The sequence below is a fragment of the Pseudomonas alvandae genome (genome assembly GCF_019141525.1).
Taxonomy (GTDB): Bacteria; Pseudomonadota; Gammaproteobacteria; order Pseudomonadales; family Pseudomonadaceae; genus Aquipseudomonas; species Aquipseudomonas alvandae.
In genome coordinates this window covers 2,853,793-2,872,294 of record NZ_CP077080.1, presented here as the reverse complement: position 1 = coordinate 2,872,294, position 18,502 = coordinate 2,853,793, and the positions used below count along the sequence as shown (strand labels likewise).

Below are 18,502 nucleotides of genomic sequence, written 5' to 3'. Positions count from 1 at the left end.
TGGAAGAGGCCTGAACTATAACAAGCGATCACGACAGGACGTAGGCAGTGCATCGGCCAAAAGCGGGACTTTGCGCGGGATGTTCAGGAGATCTCTGTGGCGAGGGGATTTATCCCCGCTGGGCTGCGAAGCAGCCCCTGGAAGCTGAGTGCAACCTAGCTGACACACCGAGGTGGCAGACTTTAGGGCCGCTTCGCAACCCAGCGGGGATAAATCCCCTCGCCACAAAAGCTTGGCGCAATTGTTACCTACCCTCCGCCTCCAACTGCCCATCCCAACCACCGCCCAGCGCCGCAATCAACTGCACACTTGCAATCAACCGGCTCTGTTGCAGGCTCAGCACGCTACGCTCGTTGCTCAGGGCGGTGGCCTGGACGGTCACCACGTCGAGGTAGCCGATCAGCCCTGCCCTGTACTGGTTTTGCGTCAGGCGCAGGGACTCGCGGGCGGCGTCGAGGGCTTCCTGGCGCACGCGGGCTTCGTCTTCGAGCACCTTGAGCTGGATCATGTAGTTCTCGACTTCACGAAAGCCGTCAAGCACGGTCTGGCGATAGGTGGCGACGGTCTGGTCGTAGGCCGCGACGCTGCGGTCGACCTCCGCCGAGCGCTGGCCGCCGTCGAACAAGGTCATCGCCAGTTGCGGGCCGACTGACCAGAAGCGGTTCGGCACGCTTACCCAATTATCGTAGGTACTGCTGCTGTAGCCGCCGCTCAGGCTCAGGGTCAGGTCCGGGTAATAAGCGGCTTTCGCCACGCCGATGTTGGCGTTGGCCGCCATGACCGAGCGCTCAGCCGAGGCGATGTCCGGGCGCCGTTCGAGCAATTGCGACGGCAGTGCCACCGGCACCTGCGGCAGTGCCGGGATGTCCTGGGTTTCGGCCAGGCTGAACTCGGCGGGCGGCAAGCCGATCAGCACGGCGATAGCGTTCTCGAACTGCGCCCGCTGCCAGATCAGGTCAATCAGGTCGCCCTGAGTGGTCTTGAGCTGATTCTGCGCCTGGGCCACCGCATCCTTGCCGGACACCCCGGCGCGGTACTGGTTTTCGGTCATTTTCAGCGAGCGTTGATAGTTGTCGACGGTGGTCTGCAACAGGCGCTTCTGCTGATCGATTACCCGCAACTGCAGGTAGTTCTGCACCAGTTCCGATTGCTGGCTCAAACGCATTGCGGCCAGGTCGGCAAAGCTGGCCTGGGCGCTGGCTTCGTCGGCTTCCAGGGTGCGGCGCAACTTGCCCCAGACGTCCGCTTCCCAGCTCACGCCAGCTTGGGCGTTGTAAGTGTCGCGAATGCCGCTGGAGGAACTGCTCAGGCTCGAACTGCTGCTGCCGGTGCCCTGGCTGGAACGGGTCTTGCCGACCGTAAGATCGACCGTTGGAAAGAATGCCCCGCGAGCACTGCGCGCCAAGGCCTGGGCCTGACGGTACTGGGCTTCGGCCTGGGCCACGGTCTGGTTGGAACCGTTGAGTTTTTCCACCAGTTCGTTGAGGCGAGTGTCAGCGTATAGCTCCCACCAGGCGCCACGGGCCAGGGCGTCGCTGGGGTTGGCCTGGCGCCAGCCCTGGGCCTCCTTGTATTGCACCGGCGCAGCGGCCGCGGGACGTTGGTAATCCGGACCGATCGCGCAGGCACTGAGCAGCGCCACGCACAGCGCCAGGCTCAATACTCGCGAGCCACGGGCGGTTGCCAGCGGTGCGGCAAGGTTGAAAAGCGAACGGTCGGTCATAGCGGAGTTTCCAGGGCAGCATCAGTGCGCACTCCACGCCAGCGGTTGAAACGATGGCGCAGGTTGTCGAGGTAGAGGTAGACCACGGGGGTGGTGTAAAGCGTCAGGACCTGGCTGAACACCAGCCCGCCGATGATGGTCAGGCCCAGTGGCTGGCGCATTTCCGAGCCTTCGGCGCCGCCGAGCAACAGCGGCAAGGCGCCGAGGATCGCCGCCAGCGTGGTCATCAGGATCGGCCGCAGCCGCAACAGGCACGCGCTGCGGATTGACTCGAGCGGCGTCTGGCCAGCGCGTTCCAATTGCAGGGCGAGGTCGATCATCAGGATGGCGTTTTTCTTCACCACGCCGATCAACAGGAACAGCCCCAGCAACGAGATCAGGCTGAACTCGCTGCCCAGCACGTAGATCGACAGCAACGCGCCCACCCCGGCCGAGGGCAAGGTCGACAGGATGGTCAGTGGGTGGATGTAGCTTTCGTACAGCACACCCAGCACCAGGTACACCGCCAGCAACGCCCCGAGGATCATGAACGGCTGGCTTTTCTGGGTGGCGGCGAACGCATCGGCGGTACCGGCCATTTTCGCGATGACATCCTCGGGCATGCCAAGCTTGGCGATCGCGCGCTCGATGGCGGCCGAGCCCTGCTCCACCGTGACGCCTTCGGCCATGTCGAAGGCGATGCTCTCGGACGCGAACTGCCCTTCATGGCTGACCCGGTCGTCTTCGAGACTGTTTTCATAGTGGGCAATCGCCGACAGCGGGACCCGCGCGCCGTCGGCGGTGATGACCTGGACCTGTTCAAGTGTGTTGGGGTCCTGGGCGTACTTCGGATTGACCTCCATCACCACCTGGTATTGGTTGAGGCTGTCGTAGATCGTCGAGATCTGCCGCTGGCTGTAGGCGTTGTTCAACACCGCCGTGACCATGTCCATGTCGATGCCCAGGCGCTTGGCCTGGTCCCGGTCGACGATCAGCGTCACTTGCTGAGCCCCGCCGCCGTCACGGGCGTCGATGGCGGTCAGCTCCGGCAAGGCCCTGAAGGCAGCCACGAGCTTGGGGTACCACTCGCGCAGGGACGCCAGGTCGGCGCTCTGCAGGATGTAGGAATACTGCGAGGTGGTCTGCTCGCGGCCGCCGCCGAACTGCAGGTCCTGGTCGGCCATCAGCATCAGTTGGGCACCGGGCACCTTGGGCATTTCCTTGCGCAGGCGCTCGATGACCTTCTGCGCAGACATCGCCCGCTCCTTGATCGGCTTGAGGCGCACCAGCATGAAGGCATTGTTGGTGCCGTTGTTGCCGCCGATGAAACCCGCCACGCTCTGCACCGCTTCATCCTTGAGCACTGCGCGCCGGAAGATTTCCATTTTCGGCTGCATCACGTTGAACGACAGCCCGTCGTCACCGCGCACGAAGCCGATCAACTGGCCCGTGTCCTGCTGCGGCATGAACGTCTTCGGCACGACCACGTACAAGGCAATGTTCACACCGACGGTCACCAACAGGCTGAGCAAGGTCAGGCGCCGATGACGCAGCACCCAGTCCAGGCTCCGGGCGTAACCCCTGACCATGCGTTCATTGACGTGATGGCTCCAGCGCTGCAAGCGGTTTTCCTGGCCCGGCACATGAGGCTTGAGCCACCGCGCGCAGAGCATCGGCGTGAGCGTCAGGGACACCACCAGCGAAACCACGATGGCAGCCGCCAGGGTGATGGAAAACTCGCGGAACAGACTCTCGATGATCCCGCCCATGAACAGGATCGACAGGAACACCGCCACCAGCGAGGCGTTCATCGACAACAGGGTGAAGCCCACCTCCTCGGCGCCGAGGTAGGCGGCTTTCATCGGCGGCACGCCTTCGTCGATGTGCCGGGAAATGTTTTCCAGCACAACGATGGCGTCGTCCACCACCAGCCCGGTGGCGAGGATCAACGCCATCAGTGACAGGTTGTTCAGGGAAAAACCGTACAGGTACATGACCGCGAACGTACCCACCAACGACACCGGCACCGCCAGGGTCGGGATCAGCGACGCACGGAAATTGCCCAGGAACAGGAACACCACCAGCACCACCAGGGCGACGGCGATCAACAGGGTCATTTCCGCTTCGTGCAGGGTGGCCTTGATCACCGGCGAGCGGTCCATGGCCAGGTTCAGCTTGACGCTGGCGGGCAGCACCGCTTGCAGGGCCGGCAGCTGGTTCTTGATCTCGTTGACGGTCTCGATGATGTTGGCGCCGGCCTGGCGGTTGATGACCAGCAGCACGGCAGCGTCATCGTTGAAGAAGCCGCTGTTGTAGCGGTCCTCGACGCCGTCGCTGACCTTTGCCACGTCCTTGAGCCGCAACACCGAGCCATCCTGGTAACGGATGACCAGCGTCTCGTAGTCCTTGGCCTTTTCGAGTTGATCGTTGGCCTGGACTTGCCACATGCGCTTGTCGTCTTCGACCGAACCCTTGGGCCGGCGCACATTGCTATTGGCTATCGCCGTGCGGACGTCATCCAGCGCCACGCCGTACTGGTTGAGCAATTGCGGCTCCAGCTCGATGCGCACCGCCGGCAGGGAGCTGCCGCCAATCTGCACCTCACCGACACCCGCCACCTGGGACAGGCTCTGGGACAGGATCGTCGAGGCCAGGTCATAGAGTTGGCCCTTCTCCAGCACATCGGAGGTCAGCGAAAGCACCATGACGGGTGCCTGGGACGGGTTGACCTTCTTGTAGGTCGGCATGCTGCGCATGCCGCTGGGCAGCAAGTTGCGCGAAGCGTTGATGGCCGCTTGAACCTCCCGGGCCGCGCCGTTGATGTCGCGATCCAGGTCGAACTGCAGGATGACGCGGGTGGAGCCCTGGCTCGAACGGCTGCTCATGGTATTGACCCCGGCGATGGCGCCGAACGAGCGCTCCAGCGGCGTTGCCACGGTGGAAGCCATCACCTCGGGGCTGGCTCCCGGCAAGTTGGCCTGGACCACGATCACCGGGAAATCCATCTGCGGCAGCGGCGAAACCGGCAGCAAGCCAAAGCACACGCCGCCGAGCAACATGATGGCGAAGCTCAGCAGCATGGTCGCCACGGGACGGCGGATGAAGGGGCCGGAGAGGTTCATGGGCGACAGCTCCAAGTTGCAAGCTGCAAGCTGCAAGAGAAAAGCAAGTCGTGCGCAGGCTTTAACTTGTAGCTTGAGGCTTGCAACTTACCGCTGAATGCCATCATACCCGCACCTCATCCGCATCAGGCCTGGCAAACCGGCGCCCCAGGCGGTCGAAGTACAGGTAGATCACTGGCGTGGTGAACAGCGTCAGCACCTGGCTCACCAGCAAGCCGCCCACCATCACCAGGCCCAGCGGTTGGCGCAATTCGGCGCCGGAGCCGGTGGCGAGCATCAGCGGCACGGCGCCGAACAGGGCCGCGAGGGTAGTCATCAGGATCGGTCGGAAGCGCAACAGCGCGGCCTGATAGATGGCGGTCTGCGGGTCCATGCCCTGGTTACGCTCGGCGTCGAGGGCGAAGTCGATCATCATGATCGCGTTCTTCTTCACGATGCCGATCAGCAGGATGATGCCGATGATCGCAATCATGCCCAAATCATTGCCGCTGAGGATCAGCGCGAGCAAGGCGCCGATGGCCGCCGAGGGCAAGGTGGAAAGAATCGTGATCGGATGGATGTAGCTCTCGTACAACACGCCCAGCACGATGTACATGGTCACCACCGCCGCCAGGATCAGCAGCAAGGTGCTCGACAGCGACGCCTGGAATGCCTGCGCCGCGCCCTGGAACTCGGTCTGCACGCCGACGGGCATGCCGATGTCCTTCTGCACCTTTTCAATGAGATCGACGGCGTGCCCGAGGGCCACGCCTGGCGCCAGGTTAAACGACATCATCACCGCCGGGAACTGGCCGATGTGGGCAATCGCCAGTTGCGCCTGGCGCTCCTCCACCCGTGCCAGGCTCGACAGGCGGACTTGCCCGCCGTCGGTGGTCTTGACGTGGATCTGGTCCAGTGCCTGCGGGCCGATTTTCTCCCCCGCCTGGGCTTGAAGCACCACGCGGTACTGGCTGGCCTGGGTGTAGATGGTGGAAATCTGTCGCTGGCCGAAGGCGTCGTAGAGCGCATCGGTGATGTTCGACACCGACACGCCCAGCCGCGAGGCGGCGTCACGGTCAATCACCAGGTAAACCTGCAAGCCCTTGTCCTGCAAGTCGCTGGCGACGTCGGTGAGCTCCGGCTGCTGGGCCAGGGCCTCGACCAGGCGAGCGCTCCAGAGGCTGAGCAACTCGGCGTCCGGCGATGACAGGCTGAATTGGTATTGGGTGCGGCTGACCCGGTCTTCGATGGTCAGGTCCTGCACCGGCTGCATGAACAGCCGGATCCCCACCAGCCGGTCCAACTGCGGTTGCAAGCGGGCGATGATTTCGCTGGCGCTGTCGTCCCGCTCCCGGTGAGGCTTGAGGTTGATCAGCAAGCGGCCGCTGTTGAGCGTCGCGTTGTCGCCGTCTACACCGATGTAGGAGGACAGGCTCTCCACCGCCGGGTCGGCGAGGATCACCTTGGCCAACTGCTGCTGGCGCTCGCCCATCGCCGCAAACGAAATCGCCTGCGGCGCCTCGGAAATCCCCTGGATCACGCCGGTGTCCTGCACCGGGAAAAAGCCCTTGGGCACGGCCAGGTACAACACCACCGTCAGCACCAGGCTGCCTACTGCTACCAGCAGGGTCAGTGGTTGGTGCTTGAGCACCCACTGCAACTTGCGCCCGTAACCGGCGATCAACCAGTCGATCCAGGCACCGCTGGCCCGGTAGAAACGGCCCTGCTCCTCTTCCTTCGGCTCGCGCTTGAGCAAGCGCGCGCACATCATCGGCGTCAGCGTCAGGGACACCACCAGCGAGATCAGGATCGCCACCGCCAAGGTGATGGCGAATTCGCGGAACAGGCGCCCGACCACATCGGCCATGAACAGCAGCGGGATCAGCACGGCGATCAGCGACAGCGTCAGGGAAATCAAGGTGAAGCCGATCTGCTTCGCGCCCTTGAGCGCCGCCTGCATCGGGCTGTCGCCCTCCTCGATGAAACGGGCGATGTTTTCCAGCATGACGATGGCGTCGTCCACCACGAAACCGGTGGCGATGGTCAGGGCCATCAGGGTCAGGTTGTTGATCGAGAAACCGGCCAGGTACATCACGCCGAACGTACCGATCAGCGACAACGGCACGGCCACGGAGGGAATGATCGTGGCGCTGACCCGGCGCAGGAACAGGAACGTCACCATGACCACCAAGGCGATGGCGATCAGCAGCTCATGCTGGACGTCGGTGACAGAAGCACGGATGGTCTGGGTGCGGTCGGTCAGCACGGTCACGTCGAGGCCGGCCGGCAGGTTGTCGGTGATGCTGGGCAACAGGGCCTTGATCCGGTCAACCACCTCGATGACGTTGGCGCCGGGCTGGCGCTGGATGTTCAGCAGGACGGCCTGGTTCTCGTTGGCCCAGGCGGCGAGGCGCTCGTTTTCGGCGCCATCGACGATCTCTGCCACGTCCTTGAGTCGCAGCGGCGCGCCGTTGGCATAGGCCAGGATCAACTCGGCGTAGTCCTTGGGCGACGTCAACTGGTCGTTGGCATCGAGCATCGAGACCCGCGTCGGGCCGTCGAAGTTGCCCTTGGGCTGGTTGACGTTGGACGCGCTGATCAAGCTGCGCACGTCCGCCAGGTTCAAGCCGGCGGATGCCAGGGCTTCCGGGTTGACCTTGATCCGCACCGCCTGGCGCTGGCCACCGGCAATCGTCACCATGCCGACGCCGCTGATCTGGGCGATTTTCTGCGCCATGCGCGTGTCCACCAAATCATTGAGCTTGGGCAGCAGCATGGTCTTGGAGGTAATTGCCAGGGTCAGCACCGGGGTGTCGGCAGGGTTGACCTTGTTGTACACCGGCGGCGCCGGCAAATCGTCGGGCAACAGGTTGGTCGCCGCGTTGATCGCGGCTTGCACCTGCTGCTCGGCGACATCCATGTTGATGTCCAGGTTGAACCGCAGGGTAATCACCGATGCGCCACCGGAACTGGTGGAGGCCATCTGCGTCAAGCCCGGCATCTGCCCGAACTGGCGCTCCAGCGGCGCGGTCACGGCGCTGGTCATCACGTCGGGGCTGGCGCCCGGGTACAGGGTCATGACGCGGATGGTCGGATAATCGACCTGGGGCAATGCCGACACCGGCAGCAACCGATAGGCGATCAGGCCGGCCAGGACAATGGCCAGCATGCTCAGGGTGGTGGCGACCGGGCGAAGGATGAACAGCCGCGAGAGATTCATGCGCCGCCCTTTTTCGCCTTGTCGGCTACTGCCGGCTCAGTCGGGGCCGCGGCGCTCTTGCCTTGCAGGTGCTCGGTCGGCGTAGTCGGCACTTCCTGGCTGTCGTTGACCACTTCCACTTCGCTACCTTCCTTCAGGCGGTCGGTGCCTTCGAGCACCACCCGGTCGCCGGCGGCCAACCCTTCGGTGACCACCGTATGCTCGCCATCGCTGGCGCCGATCTTGAGCTGTTTGATCGTGACCTTCTTGTCGCCGTCCAAGGCATAGACAAACGTGCCGTTGGTACCGAATTGAATGGCGGCCGTCGGCGCGAGCACCACGCCTTTCAGGGTATCGGCCAGCAGGCGCACGTTGACGAACTGATTGGGGAACAGCGACTGGTCGCGGTTCTCGTAGCGGGCCTTGAATTTCAAGGTGCCGGTGGTGACGTCGATCTGGTTGTCCAGGCTTTGCAGCACGCCGCTGGCCTGGAGCTTCACATCGCCACGGTCCCAAGCCTCGACCGGCAGCTTCGCCCCGCTGCGGTAGCGGGTGAGCACGGTTTCGAGGTTGTTCTCCGGCAATGTGAAGACCACGCTGATGGGCTGGGTCTGGGTGATGACGGCCAGGGCCGTGGTGTCGTTGGCTGCCACCAGGTTGCCAAGGTCGAGTTGCCGCAGGCCCACACGCCCGGAAATCGGCGCACGGATCTTGGTGAATTCCAGGTTGAGCTTGGCGTCGTTGACCGCCGCCTGGTTGGTCTTGACCGTGCCCTGGTACTGGCCCACCAGTGCAGCGGCGGTGTCGAGGGTCTGCTTGGCAATGCTGTCTTCGGCGTACAAACCACGATAGCGCTCCAGGTCGACCTGGGCGTTCTTCAACTGGGCCTGGTTTTGCAGCAAGGTGCCTTCGGCCTGGAGCAAGGCGTTCTGGTACGGGCGAGGATCGATCTCGGCCAGCAGGTCCCCGGCCTTGACCATCTGCCCTTCTTCGAACGCGATTTTCACCAACTCACCGCCCACGCGGCTGCGCACGTTGATGGTGTTGAGCGCCGTGACCGTGCCCAGCGCCTTGTAATACAGCGGGAAATCCCCGGCGACCGCTGGTGCCACCCGAACCGGAATCGGCCCCGTCGCACCGCCGAAGCCCGGCCGCATGCCGCCCGAGCGCCCCATGTGTCCGGCCGCGCCCTTCTGTCCTGCCGCATTTTTCGAGTCGGTGCTGGCGGGCCAGAATTTCCAGGCGAGCAACGCGACGACCAATACCACGAACAGGCCGAACAACCAGCGACGGGATTTGCGGGAAACAGAGGATTGCATTGAATGGTCAACCATTGGGCGCGTGGGCTTCTTTTACGGGAGGCTGAACGATAAGCACTGTCGAGGTTTTAGCAAAGCGCCTTTACCGGCAATTTACCTTGGGCTTACCTTTCGCGTACTCGGCTAAGGCTTTGAAACACAAATGAAAACGGCCTGGACAGGCCAGGCCGTTAACAATTGTAATAAATACTTTATTTCAGACTGGTTATTTCAGCGCTGCGAGTGCCGCCTCGTAGTTCGGCTCTTCAGCGATTTCCTTGACCAGCTCGCTGTGCAGCACGGTGTCGTTTTCGTCCAGCACCACCACGGCGCGAGCGGTCAGGCCTTTGAGCGGGCCGTCGGCAATGGCAACGCCGTAGTTCTCGATGAACTCGGCACCGCGCAGGGTGGACAGGTTCTGTACGTTTTCCAGGCCTTCGGCGCCACAGAAACGGGCCTGGGCAAATGGCAGGTCGGCGGAAATGCACAGCACCACGGTGTTATCCAGGTCGTTGGCCTGGGCGTTGAACTTGCGCACTGAAGTGGCGCAGGTCGGCGTGTCGACGCTTGGGAAAATGTTCAGCACCTTGCGCTTGCCGGCGAAGTCCTTCAGGGAAACGTCCGACAGATTGCCGGCAACCAGGGAAAAGGCTGGCGCCTTGGAACCGGCTTGTGGCAGTTGGCCGTTGACTTGGACCGGGTTGCCTTTGAGGGTGACTTGAGCCATGAACGGATTCCTTCTGACAGGTTTGAAAAATGGTGAGGCCGGAGTTAACCATGAAATGGTGCTCCGACCTATGGCTGCACGAAAAAAGTGACGATTCCTACAACGGCGCTATTTCGCCTTGAGACGCAGGTAGGACTGATGCAAGTCCGACGCCCAGCCATCGATGACGCTTTTGAAGTCGTCGGGCTTCATCACCTGGGAGTCGTTCGACAGCGGCTTACCCGTGCCCTTGCGCACCACCTGGGCGATCACTGCATTATTACCACCGTCGAGAAAAACCGCTTCGGTGCCCAGGGTGGTTTCCTGGTCGCGAATGCCGCTGGCCGTACTGACCGCGGCGGCCACCAAGGCAATCGGAATCACTTCATAAGGCTTCAGCCCTTCGGTCTTGCTGCTTACTGCAGTGATAGCCGCCCGCACCACCAATACGCCAGGTCCGGGACTGGTCGCCAGGGGCAAGGATTTGCCCGCCTCTCGCTTGAGAGCTTGGTCGTAGTAGCTGGTAATACCGGCCAACGTGGCGGCGGGAATCTTCACGGTCGGTTGTGGCTTGGGGTAGAGCTGTGTCGGCTCGATATACACCCTGGAGTACTTGGCCAGATCGATCTTCGGATCGACCCAACGCATCACCTCGGCTCCCGACGGTGATTTCTCTTCCTTTAGGCGGCTGTAGTCTCCCAGGAAGCCGGAATACTCGTTCGGCTGGGTGACTTTGCTGGCGCAGCCCATCAATGCGAGTGAAGCGATGCAAACGGTGCCGATCATGGACGCAAGATTCATGGTGCTACTCCTGTAGGCCACACCTGACGGGGGCGGAACTACAGGTATAGCCAATGTGCGGAGTTTTGCCTGTTCAGCGCAGCCGCGCCATCGCCAGCGTATCGACCCAGCGCCCGTCACGCACGGCATAGTCGCGCAGCAGGCCTTCGGTTTCGAAACCGAACTTGCGGTACAAGCCGATGGCCGCTTCGTTGTCGGCATACACCGTCAACTCGACCCGCCGCAGGTTCATCCAGTTGTCCGCCACGTCCAGCGCCGCGGCCAGCAGCATCGACCCCACGCCCTTGCCCTGCCAAGCCACCGCGACACCCATGCCGAGGTTGGCGCAGTGAGCGCGACGAACGCGAGAAAACTGCTCCAGGCCAAGATTGCCGATGACCTCGCCCTGGTAAAGGGCCACCAGTTTCAACTGGCGCTCGTCATTTGTTGACAGACGTTGACGCCAGACCTCCGCGGACTGAAAAGGCATCTGCAATACCTGGCGGGTAACGGCAGGGTCGTTGTAGAGCGCGGTGACGCCGGGGATATGGGCTTCAGTAAAACGTGCAAGGGTGATCGAGGATTCGGACATTGGGCTCCTTCCTGGAGACGCGACATGGCCGGCCACTATAAACCGGTGGTCGTTGCACAGGCGAGCTTGTGATAGCGGTATTCCATCGGCCGCCTTCGCGAGCAGACTCGCTCCCACAATTGGATCGGCGCACAACGGGAAGAGTCAGGTCGGCTATAAGACCGCCTTCGCGGGCAAGCCCGCTCCCACAGGGGTTTGGGTACAACTCATCCATTGTGGGAGCGAGCCTGCTCGCGAAAAGGCCTTGGGCTTCAATAGTCAGATCACTGATGCTGCACCTGCACCATCGAGCTCACCTGCACCCGCGCCTGCATCTGCTCTGCCCCGCCACCTCGGCGCATTCCACGTACCGGACAGGCGTCGAGATAATCAAGGCCAATCGCCAACTTCAAATGGCGGTCAGGACGAACCAAGCGATTGGTCACGTCGAAGCTGTACCAACCGTCATCCAGCCAAGCCTCGGCCCAGGCATGACTAGCCAAATGATTCTCGTCCTCGGTGCACAGGTAGCCGGACACATACCGCGCCGGCACGCCCAAACTACGGGCGCAGGCCACGAACGCATGGGCATGGTCCTGGCAGACCCCGGCGCCACCGGCAAACGCCTCGGCGGCCGTGCTGCTGACGGCCGTCGCGCCGGGACTGTAGGGCATGCGGTCGGCGAGACCGTTCATCAAGTTGCCCAGCGCCGATCGATCTCGCCGGTCTCCACATTGTTCCATGGCGAAGGCGCTGAGATTGTCATCCGCCAGGGAAAGTCGGCTGGTGCGCAGGAACGGCAGCGGTGACTGGTCATCGGGCTCCATCTCCACCGTCTGGTTGATCTGCACCTCGCCATAGGCCGTCAATATCAGCGCGCCGTGGGGCTCGTCCATGGTCATGACGTGGAGGATATTGCCGTACGGATCGAGCTGGCTGCGCACCAGGCGCGGCAGTTCCAGGTGCCATTGCAGGATGCGCTGGCGTGGGGTGTCCCGGGGCGTCAGGCGCAGGAACTGGATGCTGGTGCAGACTTCATCGGCATAGCTGTAGGTGGTGTCGTGGCGTATGGACAGTTTCATACCACCTCCAGGTAGGACTCATGAACGGTCTGGCCCAAATGACGGATCTGGCCGATGAGTTCGGTCAACCACTGGTGCAGGCCCGACGCAAGGATCTCGTCGATCCCGGAATACCGCAGCCGTGCATTCAGCTCGGCGGCCAGGCGTTGAGCGGGTCTGCCGTTGTTGCCCGGCAGGCTGGCGAGGATATGGTCAAGCTCCTCGATGCAGGCGTGCAGCGAACGCGGCACGTCGGCCCGCAGCAGCAACATCTCCGACACCTGCTCGGCATTCGGCGCATTACGGTAGATCTCGTTGAACGCCTCGAACGACGACAATGCCCGCAGCAAGGCACTCCATTGGTAGTAGCCGCGCGCCGAATTGTCGCTGACCTCCTCCGATTCCTCGCCGAACATTTCGTAGCGCGCGTCCAGCAGGCGCAAGGTGTTGTCGGCGCGCTCGATGAAGGTGCCCAGGCGAATGAAACAGTAGGCATCGTTGCGCATGATCGTGCCCGACGTCGCGCCACGGAACAGGTGCGAGCGCTCCTTCACCCACTCGCAGAAATGACTGATGCCATAGCGGCCGAGGCCGTTGCTGGCAATGTTGCGCATTTCCAGCCAAGTGGCGTTGATGTTCTCCCACATGTCGGCGGTGATGCGCCCGCGCACGGCATGGGCGTTGGTCCGCGCCGCCCGCAGACAGCTATAGATGCTGCCGGGGTTGGTTTCATCCAGGGCGAAAAAGTGCAGCATGCGTTCGGTGTTGAGCGCGTCATAGCGGGCGTTGTAGTCATCCAGCGTACCGGCCGCCAGCAGCGACATCGCCAACTCGGCCTGGCCGTCGCCGCGCCCGGCCTGGGGCATCAGCGACAGCGAATAACTGACTTCGAGCATGCGCGCCAGGTTCTCGGCGCGCTCCAGGTAGCGGGACATCCAATAGAGGTCCGAAGCGGTTCTTGAAAGCATGTCTTAGTCCTCCACTACCCAAGTGTCTTTGGTGCCGCCGCCCTGGGACGAATTCACCACCAGCGAGCCTTCGCGCAGCGCCACGCGGGTCAGGCCGCCGGGCACCAGGCGAGTCTCCTTGCCGGACAGCACGAAGGGACGCAAGTCGATGTGACGAGGGGCGATGCCGCTTTCAACAAAGGTCGGGCACGTGGACAGGCTCAAGGTCGGCTGGGCGATGTAGGCCTCGGGGCGAGCCTTGAGGCGCGCGCGGAAATCTTCGATCTCCGCCTTGGTGGCAGCCGGCCCGACCAGCATGCCGTAGCCGCCGGAGCCTTGGGTTTCCTTGACCACCAGGTCCGGCAGGTTCGCCAACACGTGGGACAGGTCCTGGGGTTTGCGACACTGCCAGGTCGGCACGTTCTTCAGGATCGGTTCTTCGGTCAGGTAGAACCGAATCATCTCGTCGACGTAGGGGTAGATCGACTTGTCATCCGCCACGCCCGTGCCGACGGCGTTTGCCAGCACCACATTGCCTGCACGGTAGACCGCGATCAGCCCGGGCACGCCGAGCATCGAGTCGGGGTTGAAGGACAACGGATCGAGGTAGGCATCGTCCAGGCGACGGTAGATCACGTCCACCTGCTTGGGCCCGGCGGTGGTGCGCATATAGACGTGGTCGTCGCGCACGAACAGATCCGCGCCCTCCACCAGTTCCACGCCCATTTCCCGAGCCAGGAATGCATGCTCGAAATAGGCGCTGTTGAAACGCCCCGGCGTCAGGACCACGGCGGTCGGGTTGTCCAGCGGGCTGGAGCTCTTGAGGGTATCGAGCAGCAGGTTCGGATAATGATCGATGGGCGCCACGCGCTGGGCAGCGAAGAGCTCGGGGAACAGGCGCATCATCATCTTGCGGTCTTCGAGCATGTAGCTCACGCCACTGGGCGTGCGCAGGTTGTCTTCCAGCACGTAGTAGCTGCCATCGCCGTCACGAACCAGATCAACGCCAGCGATGTGGGCGTAGATACCTCGGTGCAGGTCCAGGCCCTGCATTGCAATTTGATAGCCCTCGTTGGCGAGCACTTGCTCAGCCGGAATGATGCCTTCCTTGAGAATGCGCTGGCCGTGGTAGATGTCGGCCAGGAACATGTTCAGGGCCTGGACCCGCTGGATGCAGCCACGTTCGACGATTTGCCATTCGCTGGCCTTGATGCTGCGGGGGATGATGTCGAACGGGATCAAGCGCTCGGTGCCCTGCTCGTCCCCATATAGAGTGAAGGTGATGCCGGCCCGATGGAACAGCAGGTCGGCTTCGCGGCGGCGTTGCTCCAGCAACTCCAGCGGCGTGTCCGCCAGCCAGCGCGAGAAAGCTTGGTAATGCGGGCGGCAGTCACCCTTGGCGTCGTACATTTCATTGAAAAAAGCGTGGGGCATAGCCAACTCCAAGCCGTGTCGTACACGGCATTTCTTATTACGTCGTCATTCCACCAATGCAGCCTTGCCTAGTTTGTGAGCCCTGGTTCTTCGAGTACCTCGTCAGGCATGGGTCTCTGATTCAGGCCTTTGCGTCCGAATGACGTGCGCCCCCTTTTATATCTACGTATCGAATCTCCTGTTCGTTGGGTTGTCGTGGAGCCGTAGCAAGGGCTGTGCCTAAGTGCGGCCGATCGAGGCGATGCTGGAAAAACCGGCGCGAAACGGCGAAAAAGCGAAATTTATTTTCGATTTTGCGACGGAAAAGAATTTTCAGGCTGAAACGCTTATCCCGATTTCAGGCGTCGACACTGCAAACGGGTCGAATCGGTGCAGGCAAACGGGAAGTCGAGGCCGAACGCCCCGAAAAGGGGAAATTAATACCCACCGCCAAAACGCTGCGCTTGGCTCAACCATAGCTCACGCGCAAAGACTTCACAGGAAGAGCGCTTCGTGGCGAGGGAGCTTGCTCCCGCTCGGCGACGCAGTCGTCGCAAGATCCCGCAGAAAACGCAGATGGGGCTGCTCCGCAGCCCAGCGGGAGCAAGCTCCCTCGCCACGGGTCACTTCGGCTTTGAGACCTTTACGCCCAACCGCCCCAGCCTTCCGTCGCCTCCCTTCGAACAAATTCAAAGTGGACGCTTGCACGAACAGTATTATGGTATACCATCATACGCACAGACACTTCTCACCTCCCACGGAGCAGCTCATGAGTTTCGAAATTCGCAAGATCGTCAGCTATGTCGAAGAAACCTTCATCGAAGGCGGCAAGGCCACCGACAAGCCGGTGACCATGGTCGGGCTGGCGGTGGTCATGAAGAACCCTTGGCTGGGCCGTGGTTTCGTCGAAGACCTGAAACCGGAAATCCGCGCCCATTGCTCCGACCTCGGTGCGCTGATGGTCGAGCGCCTGGTGGGCATCATCGGCGGTGCGGAAAAAATCGAAGCCTATGGCAAGGCTGCGGTCGTCGGCGCCGACGGTGAAATCGAGCACGCTTCGGCTGTGATCCATACCCTGCGCTTCGGCAATCACTACCGCGAAGCGGTCAAGGCCAAGAGCTACCTGAGCTTCACCAACAAGCGCGGCGGCCCCGGCACTTCGATCCAGATCCCGATGATGCACAAGGACGACGAAGGCCTGCGCTCGCACTACATCACCTTGGAAATGCAGATCGAAGACGCCCCGCGCGCCGACGAAATCGTCGTGGTGCTGGGCTGCGCCGACGGTGGTCGCCTGCATCCACGCATCGGCAACCGCTACATCGACCTGGAAGAACTGGCGGCCGAAAAGGCGCAGTGATCCAGCCGAAGCAACCACAATAAAAAAAGGCATGCAGGAGCGCTCCATGATTCGGCTCACCGCTGAACTCACCCCGGCCGGCACCAGTTACCTGGCAACCGGCCAAGGCCAGCCCGTGGTCTTGATCCACGGCGTGGGCCTGAACAAAGAAATGTGGGGCGGCCAAATCGTTGGCCTGGCCACGAATTACCGCGTCATCGCCTATGACATGCTCGGCCATGGCGCCAGCCCGCGTCCCGCCACCGGCACCAACCTGCTCGGCTACGCCGACCAGTTGCTGGAACTGCTGGATCATCTGCAATTGCCCCAGGCCACGGTCATCGGTTTTTCGATGGGCGGCCTGGTGGCGCGTGCGTTCGCCTTGCATTACCCGCAGCGCCTGCACGGCCTGGTGGTGCTCAACAGTGTGTTCAACCGCAGCGCCGAACAGCGCGCCGGGGTCATTGCCCGCACGGCGCAAGCCGCCGAGCACGGCCCGGACGCCAACGCCGAGGCCGCCCTGTCGCGGTGGTTCAGCCGTGAGTACCAGGCCGCGAACCCGGCGCAGATTGCCGCGCTGCGCCAGACCCTGGCCCAGAACGACCCCCAGGGCTACCTGACCACCTATGAACTGTTCGCCACCCAGGACATGTACCGCGCCGACGACCTGGGCAGTATCCAGGTGCCGACCCTGATCGCCACCGGTGAATTGGACCCTGGTTCCACCCCGCAAATGGCCCGGCAACTGGCCGAGCGAATTCCCGGCGCGACAGTTGCCGTGCTCGCCGAACAGCGGCATATGATGCCGGTAGAGTCGCCGCGCCTGGTCAACCAGTTGTTGCTGGAATTCCTCGACACGGCCAGCACCCGACAAAATTCAATAAAGGGGATCGTTGCATGACACTCACACGCTTTTCGATGTGTATCGGCGGTGAATGGGTCGATGCGCTGTCCGGCAAGACCTTCCAGAGCCTGAACCCGGCGCTCGCCCAACCCTGGGCCGAGTTGCCCGATGCTGGCGAAGCCGATGTCGATCGCGCCGTAAACGCCGCCCAAAGCGCTTTCGACAGCCCGGCCTGGCGCGGGCTGACCGCCACCGCCCGCGGCAAACTGCTGCGCCGCCTCGGTGACCTGATCGCCGAAAACAAGGAACAACTGGCCCAGCTCGAAAGCCGCGACAACGGCAAGCTGATCCGTGAAACCCGTGGCCAGGTCGGTTACCTGCCGGAGTTTTTCCATTACACCGCAGGCCTGGCCGACAAGCTCGAAGGCGGCACCCTGCCCCTCGACAAGCCGGACCTGTTTGCCTATACCGTGCACGAAGCCATGGGTGTGGTTGCGGCGATCATTCCGTGGAACAGCCCGCTGTACCTCACCGCCATCAAGCTGGCCCCGGCGCTGGCGGCCGGCAACACCATCGTGATCAAGCCGTCCGAGCACGCCTCGGCGACGATCCTGGAACTGGCCCGCCTGGCCCTGGAAGCCGGGATTCCGCCGGGCGTGGTCAACGTGATCACCGGCTACGGCCCGAGCACCGGTGCCGCCCTCACCCGTCATCCGCTGGTGCGCAAGATTGCCTTCACCGGCGGCGCCGCCACGGCCCGCCACGTGGTGCGCAGCAGCGCCGAGAACTTCGCCAAGCTGTCGTTGGAGCTGGGCGGCAAATCCCCCAACATCATCTTCGCCGACGCCGACCTCGACAGCGCCATCAACGGTGCGATTGCCGGGATCTACGCTGCCTCTGGCCAAAGTTGCGTCTCCGGCTCGCGACTGCTGGTGCAGGACGAAATCTACGACGAGTTCGTCTCGCGATTGGTGGAACGCGCCCAGCGCATCCGCATCGGCAGCCCCCAGGAAGACACCAGCGAAATGGGCCCCATGGCCACCGCGCAGCAGTTGGCCGTGGTCGAAGGCCTGGTGGCCGACGCCATCGCCGAAGGCGCGCGCCTGCGCCTGGGTGGCAAGCGTCCGGCGCATCTGGGCGAAGGCTGGTTCTACGAACCGACCCTGTTCGAATGCGACCGCAACTCCATGAAGATCATGCAGGAAGAAGTCTTCGGCCCGGTGGCCTCGGTGATTCGTTTCAAGGACGAAGCCGAAGCCCTGGCGATCGCCAACGACTCGCAGTTCGGCCTCGCCGCCGGCATCTGGACCCGCGACCTGGGCCGCGCCCATCGCCTCGCCCGAGACGTGCGGTCCGGAATCATCTGGGTCAACACTTACCGCGCGGTGTCGGCCATGGCGCCCATCGGCGGGTTCAAGAACAGCGGCTACGGACGCGAAAGCGGCATCGATTCGGTGCTGGCCTATACCGAGCTGAAAACGGTGTGGATCAACCTTTCCCAGGCCCCCATGCCTGACCCGTTCGTGATGCGCTAGGAGTCC

General features: G+C 62.8%; 13 protein-coding genes. 3 read left to right on the top strand and 10 right to left on the bottom strand.

Features of this window, described 5'->3' with window-relative positions:
• Positions 1–244 precede the first annotated feature (244 nt).
• The 10 genes from KSS97_RS12800 to KSS97_RS12755 form a co-directional block, all read right to left on the bottom strand.
• A complete protein-coding gene (locus KSS97_RS12800; RefSeq protein ID WP_030142548.1) occupies positions 245–1,723 on the bottom strand; it encodes an efflux transporter outer membrane subunit in 1,479 nt (492 codons plus the stop codon).
• Entirely contained in the window at positions 1,720–4,824 is a 3,105-nt protein-coding gene (locus KSS97_RS12795; protein WP_030142549.1) for an efflux RND transporter permease subunit, read from the bottom strand. Before KSS97_RS12795 ends, KSS97_RS12800 begins: the two co-directional genes overlap by 4 nt.
• Before the next feature lie 103 nt (positions 4,825–4,927).
• Positions 4,928–8,023, bottom strand: coding sequence for an MdtB/MuxB family multidrug efflux RND transporter permease subunit (locus KSS97_RS12790; protein WP_217861795.1), 3,096 nt, complete (start codon positions 8,021–8,023; stop codon positions 4,928–4,930).
• Entirely contained in the window at positions 8,020–9,336 is a 1,317-nt protein-coding gene (locus KSS97_RS12785; protein WP_030142551.1) for an MdtA/MuxA family multidrug efflux RND transporter periplasmic adaptor subunit, read from the bottom strand. Before KSS97_RS12785 ends, KSS97_RS12790 begins: the two co-directional genes overlap by 4 nt.
• Positions 9,337–9,526: 190 nt before the next feature.
• On the bottom strand, positions 9,527–10,027 hold the full coding sequence (tpx, locus tag KSS97_RS12780; RefSeq protein WP_030142552.1) for a thiol peroxidase: 501 nt from the start codon (positions 10,025–10,027) through the stop codon (positions 9,527–9,529).
• 108 nt (positions 10,028–10,135) lie between these two features.
• Complete coding sequence (locus KSS97_RS12775; RefSeq protein ID WP_030142553.1) at positions 10,136–10,807, bottom strand: DUF3313 domain-containing protein; 672 nt, start codon at positions 10,805–10,807, stop codon at positions 10,136–10,138.
• A 73-nt stretch (positions 10,808–10,880) separates the two neighbouring features.
• Complete coding sequence (locus KSS97_RS12770) at positions 10,881–11,378, bottom strand: GNAT family N-acetyltransferase (protein WP_030142554.1); 498 nt, start codon at positions 11,376–11,378, stop codon at positions 10,881–10,883.
• A 263-nt stretch (positions 11,379–11,641) separates the two neighbouring features.
• On the bottom strand, positions 11,642–12,439 hold the full coding sequence (locus KSS97_RS12765; protein WP_030142555.1) for a transglutaminase family protein: 798 nt from the start codon (positions 12,437–12,439) through the stop codon (positions 11,642–11,644).
• A complete protein-coding gene (locus tag KSS97_RS12760; RefSeq protein WP_030142556.1) occupies positions 12,436–13,386 on the bottom strand; it encodes an alpha-E domain-containing protein in 951 nt (316 codons plus the stop codon). Before KSS97_RS12760 ends, KSS97_RS12765 begins: the two co-directional genes overlap by 4 nt.
• A 3-nt stretch (positions 13,387–13,389) precedes the next feature.
• Positions 13,390–14,799, bottom strand: a complete 1,410-nt coding sequence (locus KSS97_RS12755; RefSeq protein ID WP_030142557.1) for a circularly permuted type 2 ATP-grasp protein — start codon at positions 14,797–14,799, stop codon at positions 13,390–13,392.
• Between the two features lie 748 nt (positions 14,800–15,547).
• Between KSS97_RS12755 and KSS97_RS12750 the strand changes: the two genes are divergently transcribed.
• Genes KSS97_RS12750 through KSS97_RS12740 form a run of 3 tightly spaced genes read left to right on the top strand, consistent with a single transcriptional unit; the run spans position 15,548 to position 18,496 of the window.
• Entirely contained in the window at positions 15,548–16,138 is a 591-nt protein-coding gene (locus KSS97_RS12750; protein WP_217861794.1) for an amino acid synthesis family protein, read from the top strand.
• A 46-nt stretch (positions 16,139–16,184) separates the two neighbouring features.
• Entirely contained in the window at positions 16,185–17,018 is an 834-nt protein-coding gene (locus KSS97_RS12745) for an alpha/beta fold hydrolase (RefSeq protein ID WP_217861793.1), read from the top strand.
• Positions 17,015–18,496: an aldehyde dehydrogenase gene (locus tag KSS97_RS12740; protein WP_030142560.1), complete on the top strand. Its 1,482-nt coding sequence runs from the start codon at positions 17,015–17,017 to the stop codon at positions 18,494–18,496. Before KSS97_RS12745 ends, KSS97_RS12740 begins: the two co-directional genes overlap by 4 nt.
• Positions 18,497–18,502 lie beyond the last annotated feature (6 nt).